The organism is Rhodophyticola sp. SM2404 (assembly GCF_053570515.1).
In genome coordinates this window covers 1-11951 of record NZ_JBSEDL010000007.1, presented here as the reverse complement: position 1 = coordinate 11951, position 11951 = coordinate 1, and the positions used below count along the sequence as shown (strand labels likewise).

Here is an 11951-nt window from a genome sequence, read left to right as displayed (position 1 = left end):
TCACGACACCTTTGTTGAGCGGGGCAGCGCCGCAAGGCGGTCGCCACAGGTGAAAATGAAATCCAACCCCAGCGGGAAAAGGGCGCGTTTGCTCTGGAATACCGCAAGATCGGGCAGGGAAAGCTGCGCCTCTTCCTTGATGCCGGGGCCAGTCAATCGCGCGCCTGACGTGTCTAGATCAGCGCTTTCCACGATCAATGTGGCCGAGCGGTCGGGGTATTCGGATGTTCCAATCGGATAGCTGGAGAGGGGGGCCAGTGCCTCCCATGTGCCAATGGCGAACATGCAATGCGCAGGCCCCACCAAGGGTGCGCCTGTATGGAAGGAAATCCATGCGCGCACTGCGTCACATTCCATCTCGCCTGCCAGATAGACGGGGGTTTCTGTGTCGCAAAGCGTCAGCAAAACGGCCCCCATGGCGGGCGACAATGGGGCAGGGGGCGATGCACCTTCGATGCTGTGAATGCTGCCGGGGCGGGCCATGGCCTCCATCACGCTGCGAAAGGCATGTGCCGAGCCGATGGCAGGATCAGCAAAGCCGCCCGAGAGAGTATTGGCCTGCATCAGTCTTCTCCTCGGGTCATGGTGAAGAAATCGACCTTGGTCGCCGCAGCTTTGGCAGCGCGCGCGGCTTTGGCCGTAGTCATCTCGGCCTCCAGCGGGTCCAGAACGACCTTGCGCAGTTGATCGGCCATCGCGGTCTGCATCAGCGCATCGACCAGCGCGGCCAGTTCTGCATCGGCTTTGCGGCGGCCTTGGATATAGCTGTGTCCGACCTCGCCACTGTCCAGTGTCAAGGCGCAGCGGGTGATCGTCATCTCGCCCAGATTAAAGGGCGCACCTGTTCCACCTGCGCGCGCGCGCACCATTGTGCTGCCGATTTCGGGGGCGCGCAGCCAAGTGAAGGCGGGGCGCTGGAATTCAGCGTCAAACAAAGCGGCGACACGGCCCTCGGGCGCTTTGGCCAGCAGGCCCATCCATGCTTTGCGAGGATTATTTTCGCTCACAGTGTCTTTCATCTCGACAACTTGTCTCTTTCCTATACAACTATACATATCTTATCATAACCCTGCCCTCGTGACAGAAGAGTTTTGTGAATTTTGCGTGACGTTCCCGACAAAACCCCGATCTGGCAGGCCATTGCCAATGCCCTGCGCAGCGACTTGGCCGAGGGGCGCTATAGCCCTGGTGACAAGCTGCCGACCGAGGCTGCATTGGCGGATCGCTTTGGCGTCAACCGCCATACTGTGCGCCATGGGATCTCGGCCTTGGTCGGCGAGGGGCTGGTGCGCACCCGGCGCGGGGCGGGGGCTTTTGTGGCGGCCACGCCGACCGATTATCCCATTGGCAGCCGCGTGCGATTTCATGAAAATCTGATTGCCGCGGGGCGCAGGCCCAAAAAGCAGGTGCTTGCGCTGGATGAACGCGCCGCCACCGCAGGTGAGGCGCAGGCCCTGCAGATTGAGGCGGGCGCGCCTGTTTGCGCCTATCATGGGCTGTCCTTGGCCGACGGCCAGCCGATTGCAATTTTCGAGAGCTTGTTTCCGCTCCTCAGATTCCCCGCGATCACCGCCGCCTTGACCGAAACCAGCAGCGTCACGCAGGCCTTGAGCATCGCGGGCATCGAGGATTACACCCGCGCCTCAACCCGCCTGACGGCTGTGCGCGCCACCGCCACCCATGCGCTGCATCTTCAGCTGAGCGAGGGCGATCCGCTGCTGCGCTCCTCAAGTGTTAATCACTGCGAGGCGGGCCTGCCCGTTGAATATGGCCGCACATGGTTCGCAGGCGATCGGGTGACGCTGACGCTGGAGGGATAGGCGGCGGCTTTTGGGTCTCGCCCTTCAGTTGTGCCGCAGTGTTACAAAAGCTTCACTTATCGCGCTTCACTAATTCATATATTTGTGAATTATGGAAATAGTGATTCCCAACCGCCTTTCGACCCTTGGTCATCCGCAACGGCTTGCGCTGTTTCGGCTGCTCATGCGGCGCTACCCCGATCGTGTGCCAGCCACTGAATTGGCGCAGGCGCTGGGGCTCAAACCCAATACACTTTCGACCTATGTGAATGCTTTGAAGCAGGCGGGTCTGATCACCCAACAACGGGTGGGAACCTCATTGCGCTATGCCATTGATATGGAAGCCGCCCGCGAAACGCTCGACTATCTTTTAAATGATTGTTGCAGGGGGCGCCCCGAGATTTGCGCTCCAACGGCCTATCCCTCATCCATCGGAGATACTCCAATGACTGAACGTAAATACAATGTCCTATTCATCTGCACAGGGAATTCCGCACGCTCGATCTTCGCGGAATCCATTCTCAGCGAGCTCGCGGGGGACCGCTTCGTTGCCCATTCGGCGGGCACCAAGCCACGCTCGGAATTGAACCCCTTCGCGCTGGAGGTGCTTGAGCAGAAGGGCCATGATGTGGGGGTTCTGCGCTCCAAGAATGTTGCTGAATTTCAAACGGATGATGCGCCCGATTTCGATTTTGTCTTCACCGTCTGCGATCAGGCCGCCAATGAGGATTGCCCCGCATGGCATGGCCAACCGATCAGCGCGCATTGGGGCCTGCCTGATCCTGTGAAGGTCAGCGGCACCGATGCCGAGAAAAGCCTCGCTTTCCAGCAGACCTATGGGGCGTTGCGCAACCGGATGATTGGCTTCACCGCCTTGCCGATTGCCTCGCTCGACCGGATTTCCCTGCAAAAAGCCATCGATGAGATTGGCCAATTAAATAACGAAGGACTGACTGAATGACCGTTTACGCCCTGAATGGCCTTGGCCGCATTGGCAAGCTGGCCCTCAAACCCCTGCTAGCGCGGGGCGCCAAGATCGCTTGGATCAATGACGCGGTGGGTGACCCTGAAATGCATGCGCATTTGCTGGAGTTCGACACGGTCCATGGTCGTTGGAATGCCGATTTTTTCTATGACAACGAGAGCGTAACAATCGACGGCACCCGCCTGCCATTTATCGGCACCCGCGATATTGCCGAGCTGCCTTTGGACGGCGTGGATGTGGTGATCGATTGCACGGGCGTGTTCAAAACCGAAGCCAAGATTGCCCCCTATTTCGAGGCAGGCGTGAAGAAGGTGGTGGTCTCGGCCCCCGTCAAGGATGGTGACGCTGCCAATATCGTCTTTGGCGTCAATGATGATATCTATGACCCAAGCCGCCACAATATCGTGACGGCGGCCAGTTGCACCACCAATTGTCTGGCCCCCGTGGTCAAGGTGATCCATGAAAATCTGGGGATCAAGCATGGCTCCATCACCACGATCCATGACGTGACCAATACGCAAACCATTGTTGACCGTCCCGCCAAAGACCTGCGCCGCGCGCGCTCGGCCCTGAATTCGCTGATCCCGACCACCACGGGAAGCGCCACCGCGATCACGCTGATCTACCCTGAATTGAAGGGCCGTCTGAACGGGCATGCGGTGCGTGTGCCGCTGCTCAATGCCTCGCTGACCGATTGCGTATTCGAGGTGGAGCGGGACACCACCGCCGAAGAGGTCAATGCGCTGTTCAAAGCCGCCTCGGAAGGGGCTTTGCAGGGCATTCTGGGCTATGAAGAGCGCCCGCTTGTCTCCACCGATTATACCAATGACGAGCGATCAAGCATCGTCGATGCGCCGTCCACCATGGTGATCAATGGAACGCAGGTAAAGATTTATGCGTGGTATGACAATGAGATGGGCTATGCGCATCGTCTGGTTGACGTGGCTTGTATGGTTGGGGACAGCTTGTGAGCGACGTATCTGAACGGCCCGAAGGCCTGTCGGCCTATATTGCGGTGACGGCGGCTTATTGGGCCTTCATGCTCAGCGATGGGGCCTTGCGTATGCTGGTGCTGTTGCAGTTCCATTTGCTGGGGTTCTCGCCTGTGCAACTGGCCTATCTGTTTGTCTTGTATGAAATCGCGGGCGTCATCACCAACCTTTGCGCGGGCTGGATCGCGGCGCGTTTTGGCCTGACCTCAACGCTTTATGTGGGGCTGGGGCTTCAGGTTCTGGCGCTGCTGGCCTTGGCGCAGCTTGATCCTGCTTGGACGATCGGCGCATCGGTCATTTTTGTGATGCTGGTGCAAGGCGCAAGCGGGGTGGCCAAGGATCTTGCCAAGATGTCCTCCAAATCTGCGGTCAAATTGCTGGCCCCGTCCCAAGACGGCGCGCTGTTCCGTTGGGTGGCGATTTTGACGGGCTCCAAGAATATGGTGAAAGGTGCTGGCTTTTTGTTGGGGGCCGTTTTGCTGGCCAGCTTCGGCTTTGTCTGGGCGGTTTTGGGGATGGCGGCGATCCTTGCGGTCATTTTACTGGCGGTTCTGATCTTCATGCCATCGGGCCTGCCCAAAGGGCGCAAAGGCGCGAAATTCTCGGAAGTGTTTTCGAAATCGCCCAATGTGAACTGGCTCAGTGCTGCCCGTGTCTTCCTGTTTGGCGCGCGCGATGTCTGGTTCGTGGTGGGCATCCCGATCTATTTCTACGCGGTCCTCTCGGATGGCACGGCTGAAAGCAATCGCGCGGCCTTTTTCATGATCGGCAGCTTCATGGCCCTTTGGGTGATCCTTTATGGTATGGTGCAAGCCAATGCCCCGCGCATCTTGCGGGCCAAGGCGCGCAGCGAGGCCGAGTTGATTGGCGCGGCGCGTGTCTGGGGCTGGGTTCTAGCAATCGTGCCCATGGTTTTGACCGTGGCGGCGATTGCGGCTGGCGGGCCGCAGATGTGGCTGACCGTGACATTGGTTCTGGGCCTGCTTGGATTTGGCGCGATTTTCGCGGTGAACTCATCGCTTCATTCTTATCTGATCTTGTCCTTTACCAAGGCAGAACGGGTGACGATGGATGTAGGCTTTTATTATATGGCCAATGCGGCAGGGCGTCTGGCGGGAACGCTGCTTTCGGGATTGACCTATCAAGCGGGGGGCTTGCCCCTGATGTTGGGGGTCGCGGCAGCTATGGTCGGGGCCTCGGCCATCACGGTCGGTTTCCTGCGCCCGCAAGAGGGCTGAGGATATCAAGGAGCAGTTGGAGTGGGTTTCGCCCTTTACGTGGGCTTGGTCAGGTTAGAGGCATCAAAGCGCCATTTGCGCCGGATTGCGTCGGTCAGGTCAAGCCCATGCATATGGGCCAAAATCAAAAGCATGCCCAAGGCATCAGCAATCTCATCGCTCATCGCCGTCTTTAAATCCTGCTCCGAGAGGCCCTTATCTCTGCCGCGTCCGGTTTTGATGTTCCAGACCTGCGTCAGCTCGCCGATCTCTTCGAGAAGCTTCAGCATGACCCAATCGCGATCACGCTCCAACCCATGGATATCGCAATAGCTCAGCGAGGCCTTGTCAAAATGGGCTTGCAGTTCTTTCAGCATGTCAGCCTTCGTATTTTTCCAAAAAGGCCTCGGCCTCCAGCGCGCGGAAATCTTCCAGCGCGGCGCGCAAGGCGTCATGCGGCCAATCCCACCATGCCAATGCAATCAGGCGGTCCGCGATCTCGCGGGGTTGGCGCAGCCGCAGCGGTTTGGCAGGCGTGCCCGCGACGATGGTGTAGGGATCGACATTCTTGGTCACCACAGCCCCTGAGGCGACAACCGCGCCATCGCCCAAAAGCACCTCGGGTTTGATCATCGCACCCGCCCCGATCCATGTGTCATGGCCGATATGGGCGATGCGGGATTTGCGATGCTCGAAAAAGGCTTCGTCGCGTTCGGTATCATCCCAGTAATCGGCCGAGCGATAGAGGAAATGATGACAGGCGGCTGTATGCAGCGGGTGATCCGTGGCCCCGATCCGACTGAATGCGGCGATATTGGCGAATTTGCCGATCTGGGCATTGGCGATATCGGCATAGCGGTCGCAATAGCTGTAATCGCCAAGCGTGGAATAGGCGACGCGGCTGCCCTTGCCGATCTCGACATAAGCGCCGAACTGGCTGTCGGTGATGTCGCACTCAGGATGGATGAAAGGCGTTTCAGCGGATAGGCGCGGCATCAGTCTTTGCGTCCGATCAGCTTGCCGCGCAGCCAGCCCGAGAGCCAATCCATGAACATCACCATCAGCACGATCAGCAAGATGTAATAGGCGACCTCTTCCCAATCCTTCTGCGTCTGGATCGCTTGAGTCAGCATCAAGCCGATACCGCCCCCCGTGATCGCGCCGATGATCGTGGCCGAGCGGGTGTTGGATTCGAGGAAATAGAGGATTTGCGCCAGCAGCACGGGCACGATCTGCGGGATCACGCCAAAGCGGTAGCGCTGCAAGGGCTTGGCACCCGTAGAGGCCACGCCCTCAATCTGCTTTTGATCCACATTTTCAAGCGCTTCCGAGAAGATCTTGCCGAAGGTGCCTGTATCGGTGATCAGGATCGCCAGCGCACCTGTCAACGGGCCTGGGCCAAAGGCACGGGCCAGAACCACTGTCCAGATCAGCGCATCCACACCGCGCACGAAATCAAACAGGCGGCGGGTGGTGGCGCGCAGCAGCATGATCGGCGAGAAGCGCTTGGCGGCAAGAAAGCCCAAGGGCAGGGCGATGATCGCGGCCCCCATCGTGCCAAGGAAGGCCATCAGGATCGTCTCGCCAATCGCCCAAGCAATATCCTTGTGGCGCCACATGGCGTTGTTCCACCAATCCGAGATCGCGCCTGCAATATTGCCACGTTCAGCATCGATTTGTGGCCCGAAAAGGATCTGGCCAAGGCCAACCCCGTGATAGGGGCTGTCGAGGGTGAACCAGAACAGCTCCCATCCGGGGAAATAGTTGAACACTTCCGTGCGATTGCCCGTCAGGGTGATCCGCCCTTCAGGGGTGGTGATTGCCACACGCCTGTCCGAGGCATTGATCCAATCGGGCAGGTCCTCGCCCAGATTGGTCGTCACGGTGCGGCCCTCGGCCTGCGCCTCGATCAGGTCAAAACCGGGGATTTCAATCTCGGTGCGGTTCTCCGAGAGGAAGCGCACAATGGTGTCGCCGCCCAGATCAACGGTGATGATATCGGTACCGCTGACCCAATCAGGCCGCTCGCCTTCGGGGTATTCGCCCTTGCGCTCGCCCTCATAGGCATAGCGCATTTCGCCCGAGCGATTGTCGCGGGTCACATGCACCTTATGGGACCAAGTATCGGAGGTCAGCGTCCGCGCATTTTCAAGGCTTGCGCGCTGCATCAATCCCGGTACATCGAAGGCAAAGAAGATGTAAATGAAATAGACCAGAACAAGGGCAGGCACGCCAAAGGCAAACAGGCGTTTGCGCAGGAACAGGCTTTCCGAGCGGGTTTTGACGGCGTTGATATCGACGGCGCTCATTGGGCTTGTCCTTCGGTCAAACGGTTACGGTAGCGGCTAGAGACCTGATCAAAGAAGACGATCGTGCTGAACAGCAGGATGAAGATCGCGGCCGCCTCATCAAAACGGCCCGGACCCCAAGCCATCGCGTTTCGCAGCTCGTAGCCAATGCCGCCCGCGCCAACAAAGCCCAGAATGGCCGAGGCGCGGATATTGATCTCGAAACGCAGCAAGCTGTAGCTGACATAATTGGGGGCAACCTGCGGCAGCACACCCAAGAGCATTCTTTGGGACCAAGTGGCCCCCGTCGATGCCAGACCCTCAACAGGTTTGAGATCGGCATTCTCGGCCACTTCCGAGAACATCTTGCCCAAGGCACCAGCGGTATGCAGGGCGATGGCGATCATCGCGGGCACAGGGCCGCCGCCAAGGACGAAAATCAGGATCAGGGCGATCACGATCTCGGGGATCGCGCGCAAAATATCGGAAAACCGACGAAAAACAGGGATCAAACGGGGCCATTTGGCCAAACCGCGCGTGCCAAGCAGGGACAAGGCAATGCCGCCAATTGTACCAATGATCGTCGAGACGGCAGCGATATTGATGGTCTCGATCAGGGCGGGGGAATATTTGGCAATCAAACCAGGCAGGTCGGCCCGTTTTTCCCATGCCTCGCGCAGAACTTCGGCGGGGTAGTCACCGACTTGGTGCAAGCCTTCCCAGAAACCGCCCGCATTGCGCCCATCCGCAACATTGAAGCCAGACACCATCAGCATCACGAAAACCAGCAAGGCCAGACCTGTATAAAGTCTGCGTCTTTGCACCTGCGCGAGATAGGCCTCGCGGATGCCACCGATGCTTGTTGCCTGTGTTGTATCAGTCACTGCCATGATGTCCCCCCGAGTGAAACCGGACAAATAAATACCGGCCGCCCCGAAGTGGGGCGACCGGACACGTCATGAAAATATCTTAGTTGCCGATCACGGACTGACGTGCCGCAACAATGCTTTCATAAGTTTCATGTGTCACTGGAACGAAGCCCAATGTGTCGCCAGCAGCAACACCGTAGGCGCATTCTGGATCACGCTCATAAAGTGTGTCGACCAGCTCGGTCATGGTGGCGCGTACATCGTCAGGCAGAGCCGAGCGCAGAACAACAGGGCCTTCAGGGATCACGTTGGAGATCCAGATCTGCTGCAGGTCGTTCATGTCAACGAGGCCGGCATCAACCGCGCGACGCAGAGCGCCCGAGTTGTAACCGTCTTCCCATTCGCCCTGAGCGTCGGCCCAAGTCACGCCGGCGTCGATATCGCCATTGGCAACTGCAACGATGGTCTGCTCATGGCCGCCAGTGAAAGTAACTTCACCGAAGTAATCGCCCGATTCCATTGTGCCGCCAGTGGCCTGTGGGATCTCGATCGAAGGGATCAGGTAGCCCGATGTGGAGTTAGGGTCACCAAAGCCGAACACACGGCCCTGCATGTCTTCAAGGCTTGCGATGCCGCTATCGACGCGAGCAAAGCCGATGGAGTGGTAGCCGATGGAACCGTCGAGGTTCTGCTTTACCAAAACAGGCTCAACCGCTTCTGGGTCCTGCAGGTATGTCGCGGCGTAGGAGGATGCGCCCAACCAAGCCATGTCGATTGTGCCGCCCAGAAGGCCCTGGATCACGCCGTTATAATCGGCAGGCGCGAAGAGGCGGGTTTCAACACCGAGTGCTTCAGTGGTGTATTCCTGCATGCAAGCGTAGTTATTCATACGGTCTTGCGCGTTTTCGCCACCAAGGATGCCGATGCGGAATTCAGTGATTTCATGGCCGTCTGCAAATGCAGGGCCGGCGAGGATCGTGGTTGCCAAAGCGGCAGTGATAAACTTTTTCATCTTAGTCTCCATGGATGAAAGGATTGCGCCGGATGGCGCGGTTTTACTGGCTCAGATTAAGGCCGCGGCCTCTTGCATTCCGGATCTGTCCAGCGTTTCGATTTCTGTGGAGGTTGCGGCTTCGGAGAAATCCGCGCCCGCCCCATAGATGTCGCGTGCGACACCTGTGGTCAGCTGCTCGGGCGTGCCGTCAAAGACGATACGTCCGTCACGCATTCCGATGACGCGGTCGCAATAGCGCCGCGCGGTATCCAATGTATGCAGGTTGGCGATGACCATGCGGCCATCCTCTTCGTGAATGTCACGCAGCGATTGCATCACCACCTGCGCATTCATTGGGTCCAATGATGCGATCGGTTCATCGGCAAGAATGATCTTGGGGTCCTGCATCAGGGCGCGGGCGATGGCCACGCGCTGCTGTTGCCCGCCCGAGAGGTCCTCGGCGCGTTTGGGAGCCTGTTCGGCGATGCCAAGACGGTCGAGAATATCGATTGCCTTGTGAATGTCGGCCTGTGGATACAGGTTGAACATCGTCGCAAGCGTCGAGCGTTTGTTCAAAGTGCCATGCAGCACATTCGATGCAACATCCATGCGCGGCACCAGATTGAACTGCTGGAAAATCATCGCACAGCGCGATTGCCAATGGCGCCGAGCGGCCCCGCGTAATGTGGTGATTTCTTCACCCTCGAATGTAATGCTGCCCTCGGAGGCGGTGCTCAGGCAATTGAGCATACGAAGGAGGGTAGATTTACCCGCGCCCGAACGCCCAATGATGCCGATCATGGTGGGCTCTTCGACAGAGATATTGGCGGCATCGACAGCCGTCTTATCCCCGAACCGTTTGGTCAGTGTCTCGATCTTCAGCATGACATCCCCATTGTTTGAGGAGGACGTAGTGCGCCGAAGCTACGGTTTGATGACGGTTTTGAATCAATTTCTTTACATAAAAGTAAAAGAAACATGACAGTCTGGGCGGGGAGCAGCCGCAAGCTGTTGCAAATATTGGTACATATTGCTGTCGCGCCACAGCTCTCCACAACGCGTCATAAAACTGTTACATTCGTCACATCCAGAGTTTAGGATTCTCTTTATGGTTCTTCGTTACGCCCTCTTTCTGTCGATCTGTTGCGCCTTGCCGGCCTTTGCCGAGACGCAGATGACGGATGTCAGCTGTGGCGATAGCGGGCGCATTGCCAGCATGTTGACCAATGCGCTGGGGGCCGAACGGCAGGGGATGGGCCTGCGGGATCCTGAAACCCTGCTTGAAATCTGGGTCACCCAAAGAAATGGCGACTGGATCATCGTGCAGAACTACACCAATGGCACATCCTGCATCGTGGCCACGGGCGCGCATTGGGAAGGGGCTATCCCCGAGCCTGCATAAGAGTTTCCAGTCTGGCGGCGTGTTGTGCCAGTCTTACAGTGCTCGGAGACCAGACTGCATCTATATAGCTGAAGAATGCGCTGGCGGAGGAGGTGTCCTTTTTTAAGGGGCAATTTACTATAAAAATATTCTACTTATCAGGTAGATAGGTCTAATGGAGCCATTCTCCTGTGGAGCAAAATGTGTAGCAGACATCTGTGCGAAAACTTTATCAAACACTCAATAATGCAGCAACAAGCTAAACTAAATTACTGGCCTTAGGATTAGCGCTGCTTGATAGTAAATGCCATATGCGAGCGACCCTTTGCAGACATCAGATTGTTTGAAACCGAAGCCGCAAAAAATTGAGGAACGCGCAAGCATGGCAAACGGGCGCGTCGTTCGCCAAGCATAGTAATATGCCCATGAACTCTGCCATACGCAGAGCAACGTCTAACGCCATGTCAGGGTCGAGTATTCAATTTAGCTGATCCCGATGAACGCCCCAATTGTAAGGTGCTCGTCAATGATTGGCCTGTTCGTGACTTCATCCGGGAGGAAGTCTGCGCGAAGGTTTGCGAGACTACGTGTGCCATCATTAATCGGAATCGTCGTGCCGATAGAGATTTGAGGAATGGTGATCTAGCTTGGATTATATTGTGTCTCCTTCCATTATGGCGGGCGTCAAGCAGCCGCTATTTGCTTTTTCGGATCGTAGAACGGGCGCTCACAAATAGTCGCGTTGACGGAGCCAGACATTGTGACGACCTCGACCTGCGCGCCGATGTTGGCGTGTTCTGCCGAAACCATTGCCAGAGCGATGTTCTGTTCCAAACGTGGGGAATAAACTGCAGATGTGACCTTACCGATTGGTGCGCCGTCCAAATTGATTTGCCAGAACGTCGTGTTCGGGCCAGTGCGCGGGGTACCGTCGATGATCAGGCCGATTTGCTTTCGACGGACGCCTTTATCTTTGATGCGGCGCAAAGCCGCTTTGCCAATGAAATCAGCCTCCATGTCCAGATTGACCAGCCGATCAAAGCCCAGCTCGAACGGGTTGGTGCTCATGTCGGCGTCAGCATGGTAGGACAGCATCCCGCCTTCAATGCGGCGAATGGAGGATGTGTGCCCGGGCTTGAGGCCAAATTCCAGCCCCGCAGCCATGATGGTTTCCCACAGCAAATCGCCCTTGGAGCCGTCACGCAAATAGATTTCATACCCCAGCTCGCTGGACCAACCCGTGCGGGATACGATCAGCGGGATGCCGTGCAATTCGACCTCGCGCAGCCAATAATACCGCTGAGCCTCCCCCTTTGAATTGGTCCGTCCCTATAGTTAGGAAAACGGAGAATCGAAGATGGGAATTACGAGACCGAAGCCTGAAGAGATTGTTGTTAAGCTGAGGCAAGTTGAGGTGCTGACAGGC

General features: G+C 57.4%; 13 protein-coding genes and 1 pseudogene. 5 read left to right on the top strand and 9 right to left on the bottom strand.

What is annotated here, in order from left to right; all coding sequences use genetic code 11:
• Positions 1-564, bottom strand: a complete 564-nt coding sequence (gene phnH / locus ACTYEO_RS11310) for a phosphonate C-P lyase system protein PhnH (protein ID WP_449323852.1) — start codon at positions 562-564, stop codon at positions 1-3.
• A complete protein-coding gene (gene phnG / locus ACTYEO_RS11305; RefSeq protein ID WP_449323851.1) occupies positions 564-1019 on the bottom strand; it encodes a phosphonate C-P lyase system protein PhnG in 456 nt (151 codons plus the stop codon). Before phnG ends, phnH begins: the two co-directional genes overlap by 1 nt.
• Before the next feature lie 81 nt (positions 1020-1100).
• Here phnG and phnF point away from each other — a divergent pair, with 81 nt between their 5' ends.
• From phnF to arsJ, 4 genes are all read left to right on the top strand, one after another.
• A complete protein-coding gene (gene phnF / locus ACTYEO_RS11300; RefSeq protein ID WP_449323850.1) occupies positions 1101-1820 on the top strand; it encodes a phosphonate metabolism transcriptional regulator PhnF in 720 nt (239 codons plus the stop codon).
• Between the two features lie 91 nt (positions 1821-1911).
• Complete coding sequence (locus tag ACTYEO_RS11295) at positions 1912-2760, top strand: arsenate reductase/protein-tyrosine-phosphatase family protein (protein ID WP_449323849.1); 849 nt, start codon at positions 1912-1914, stop codon at positions 2758-2760.
• Positions 2757-3755 carry an ArsJ-associated glyceraldehyde-3-phosphate dehydrogenase gene (locus tag ACTYEO_RS11290; protein ID WP_449323848.1) on the top strand — a complete coding sequence of 333 codons (999 nt, stop codon included), beginning with the start codon at positions 2757-2759 and terminating at the stop codon, positions 3753-3755. Before ACTYEO_RS11295 ends, ACTYEO_RS11290 begins: the two co-directional genes overlap by 4 nt.
• Complete coding sequence (gene arsJ / locus ACTYEO_RS11285; RefSeq protein ID WP_449323847.1) at positions 3752-5014, top strand: organoarsenical effux MFS transporter ArsJ; 1263 nt, start codon at positions 3752-3754, stop codon at positions 5012-5014. The genes ACTYEO_RS11290 and arsJ overlap by 4 nt, the downstream gene beginning before the upstream one ends.
• Before the next feature lie 35 nt (positions 5015-5049).
• Here arsJ and ACTYEO_RS11280 read toward each other — a convergent pair whose 3' ends face one another.
• The 6 genes from ACTYEO_RS11280 to phnC form a co-directional block, all read right to left on the bottom strand.
• Positions 5050-5370: a hypothetical protein gene (locus ACTYEO_RS11280; protein ID WP_449323846.1), complete on the bottom strand. Its 321-nt coding sequence runs from the start codon at positions 5368-5370 to the stop codon at positions 5050-5052.
• 1 nt (position 5371) lies between these two features.
• Positions 5372-5989 (bottom strand): chloramphenicol acetyltransferase, encoded by a 618-nt coding sequence (locus tag ACTYEO_RS11275; protein WP_449323845.1) that lies wholly within the window; start codon positions 5987-5989, stop codon positions 5372-5374.
• Positions 5989-7302 carry a phosphonate ABC transporter, permease protein PhnE gene (gene phnE, locus ACTYEO_RS11270; protein WP_449323844.1) on the bottom strand — a complete coding sequence of 438 codons (1314 nt, stop codon included), beginning with the start codon at positions 7300-7302 and terminating at the stop codon, positions 5989-5991. The genes ACTYEO_RS11275 and phnE (ACTYEO_RS11270) overlap by 1 nt, the downstream gene beginning before the upstream one ends.
• A complete protein-coding gene (gene phnE, locus ACTYEO_RS11265) occupies positions 7299-8171 on the bottom strand; it encodes a phosphonate ABC transporter, permease protein PhnE (RefSeq protein ID WP_449323843.1) in 873 nt (290 codons plus the stop codon). The genes phnE (ACTYEO_RS11270) and phnE (ACTYEO_RS11265) overlap by 4 nt, the downstream gene beginning before the upstream one ends.
• 79 nt (positions 8172-8250) lie before the next feature.
• The gene (phnD, locus tag ACTYEO_RS11260; RefSeq protein ID WP_449323842.1) at positions 8251-9162 is read right to left on the bottom strand and encodes a phosphonate ABC transporter substrate-binding protein; all 912 of its coding nucleotides are present in this window, start codon (positions 9160-9162) and stop codon (positions 8251-8253) included.
• 51 nt (positions 9163-9213) lie between these two features.
• The gene (phnC, locus tag ACTYEO_RS11255; RefSeq protein ID WP_449323841.1) at positions 9214-10029 is read right to left on the bottom strand and encodes a phosphonate ABC transporter ATP-binding protein; all 816 of its coding nucleotides are present in this window, start codon (positions 10027-10029) and stop codon (positions 9214-9216) included.
• A gap of 223 nt (positions 10030-10252) precedes the next feature.
• Between phnC and ACTYEO_RS11250 the strand changes: the two genes are divergently transcribed.
• The gene (locus tag ACTYEO_RS11250; protein ID WP_449323840.1) at positions 10253-10546 is read left to right on the top strand and encodes a hypothetical protein; all 294 of its coding nucleotides are present in this window, start codon (positions 10253-10255) and stop codon (positions 10544-10546) included.
• Between the two features lie 663 nt (positions 10547-11209).
• Here the strand turns inward: ACTYEO_RS11250 and ACTYEO_RS11245 are convergent.
• Positions 11210-11824, bottom strand: a pseudogene (locus ACTYEO_RS11245) (glycine cleavage T C-terminal barrel domain-containing protein); the annotation flags it as partial.
• Positions 11825-11951: the final 127 nt, after the last annotated feature.

Bases quoted from the DNA above. Each gene is read 5' to 3' on its own strand.
- phnC (WP_449323841.1), bottom strand. From the start codon at position 10,029: ATGCTGAAGATCGAGACACTGACCAAACGGTTCGGGGATAAGACGGCT.
- ACTYEO_RS11290 (WP_449323848.1), top strand. From the start codon at position 2,757: ATGACCGTTTACGCCCTGAATGGCCTTGGCCGCATTGGCAAGCTGGCC.
- ACTYEO_RS11275 (WP_449323845.1), bottom strand. From the start codon at position 5,989: ATGCCGCGCCTATCCGCTGAAACGCCTTTCATCCATCCTGAGTGCGAC.
- ACTYEO_RS11250 (WP_449323840.1), top strand. From the start codon at position 10,253: ATGGTTCTTCGTTACGCCCTCTTTCTGTCGATCTGTTGCGCCTTGCCG.
- ACTYEO_RS11280 (WP_449323846.1), bottom strand. From the start codon at position 5,370: ATGCTGAAAGAACTGCAAGCCCATTTTGACAAGGCCTCGCTGAGCTAT.
- phnE (WP_449323843.1), bottom strand. From the start codon at position 8,171: ATGGCAGTGACTGATACAACACAGGCAACAAGCATCGGTGGCATCCGC.
- phnD (WP_449323842.1), bottom strand. From the start codon at position 9,162: ATGAAAAAGTTTATCACTGCCGCTTTGGCAACCACGATCCTCGCCGGC.
- ACTYEO_RS11295 (WP_449323849.1), top strand. From the start codon at position 1,912: ATGGAAATAGTGATTCCCAACCGCCTTTCGACCCTTGGTCATCCGCAA.
- phnG (WP_449323851.1), bottom strand. From the start codon at position 1,019: ATGAAAGACACTGTGAGCGAAAATAATCCTCGCAAAGCATGGATGGGC.
- phnH (WP_449323852.1), bottom strand. From the start codon at position 564: ATGCAGGCCAATACTCTCTCGGGCGGCTTTGCTGATCCTGCCATCGGC.
- phnE (WP_449323844.1), bottom strand. From the start codon at position 7,302: ATGAGCGCCGTCGATATCAACGCCGTCAAAACCCGCTCGGAAAGCCTG.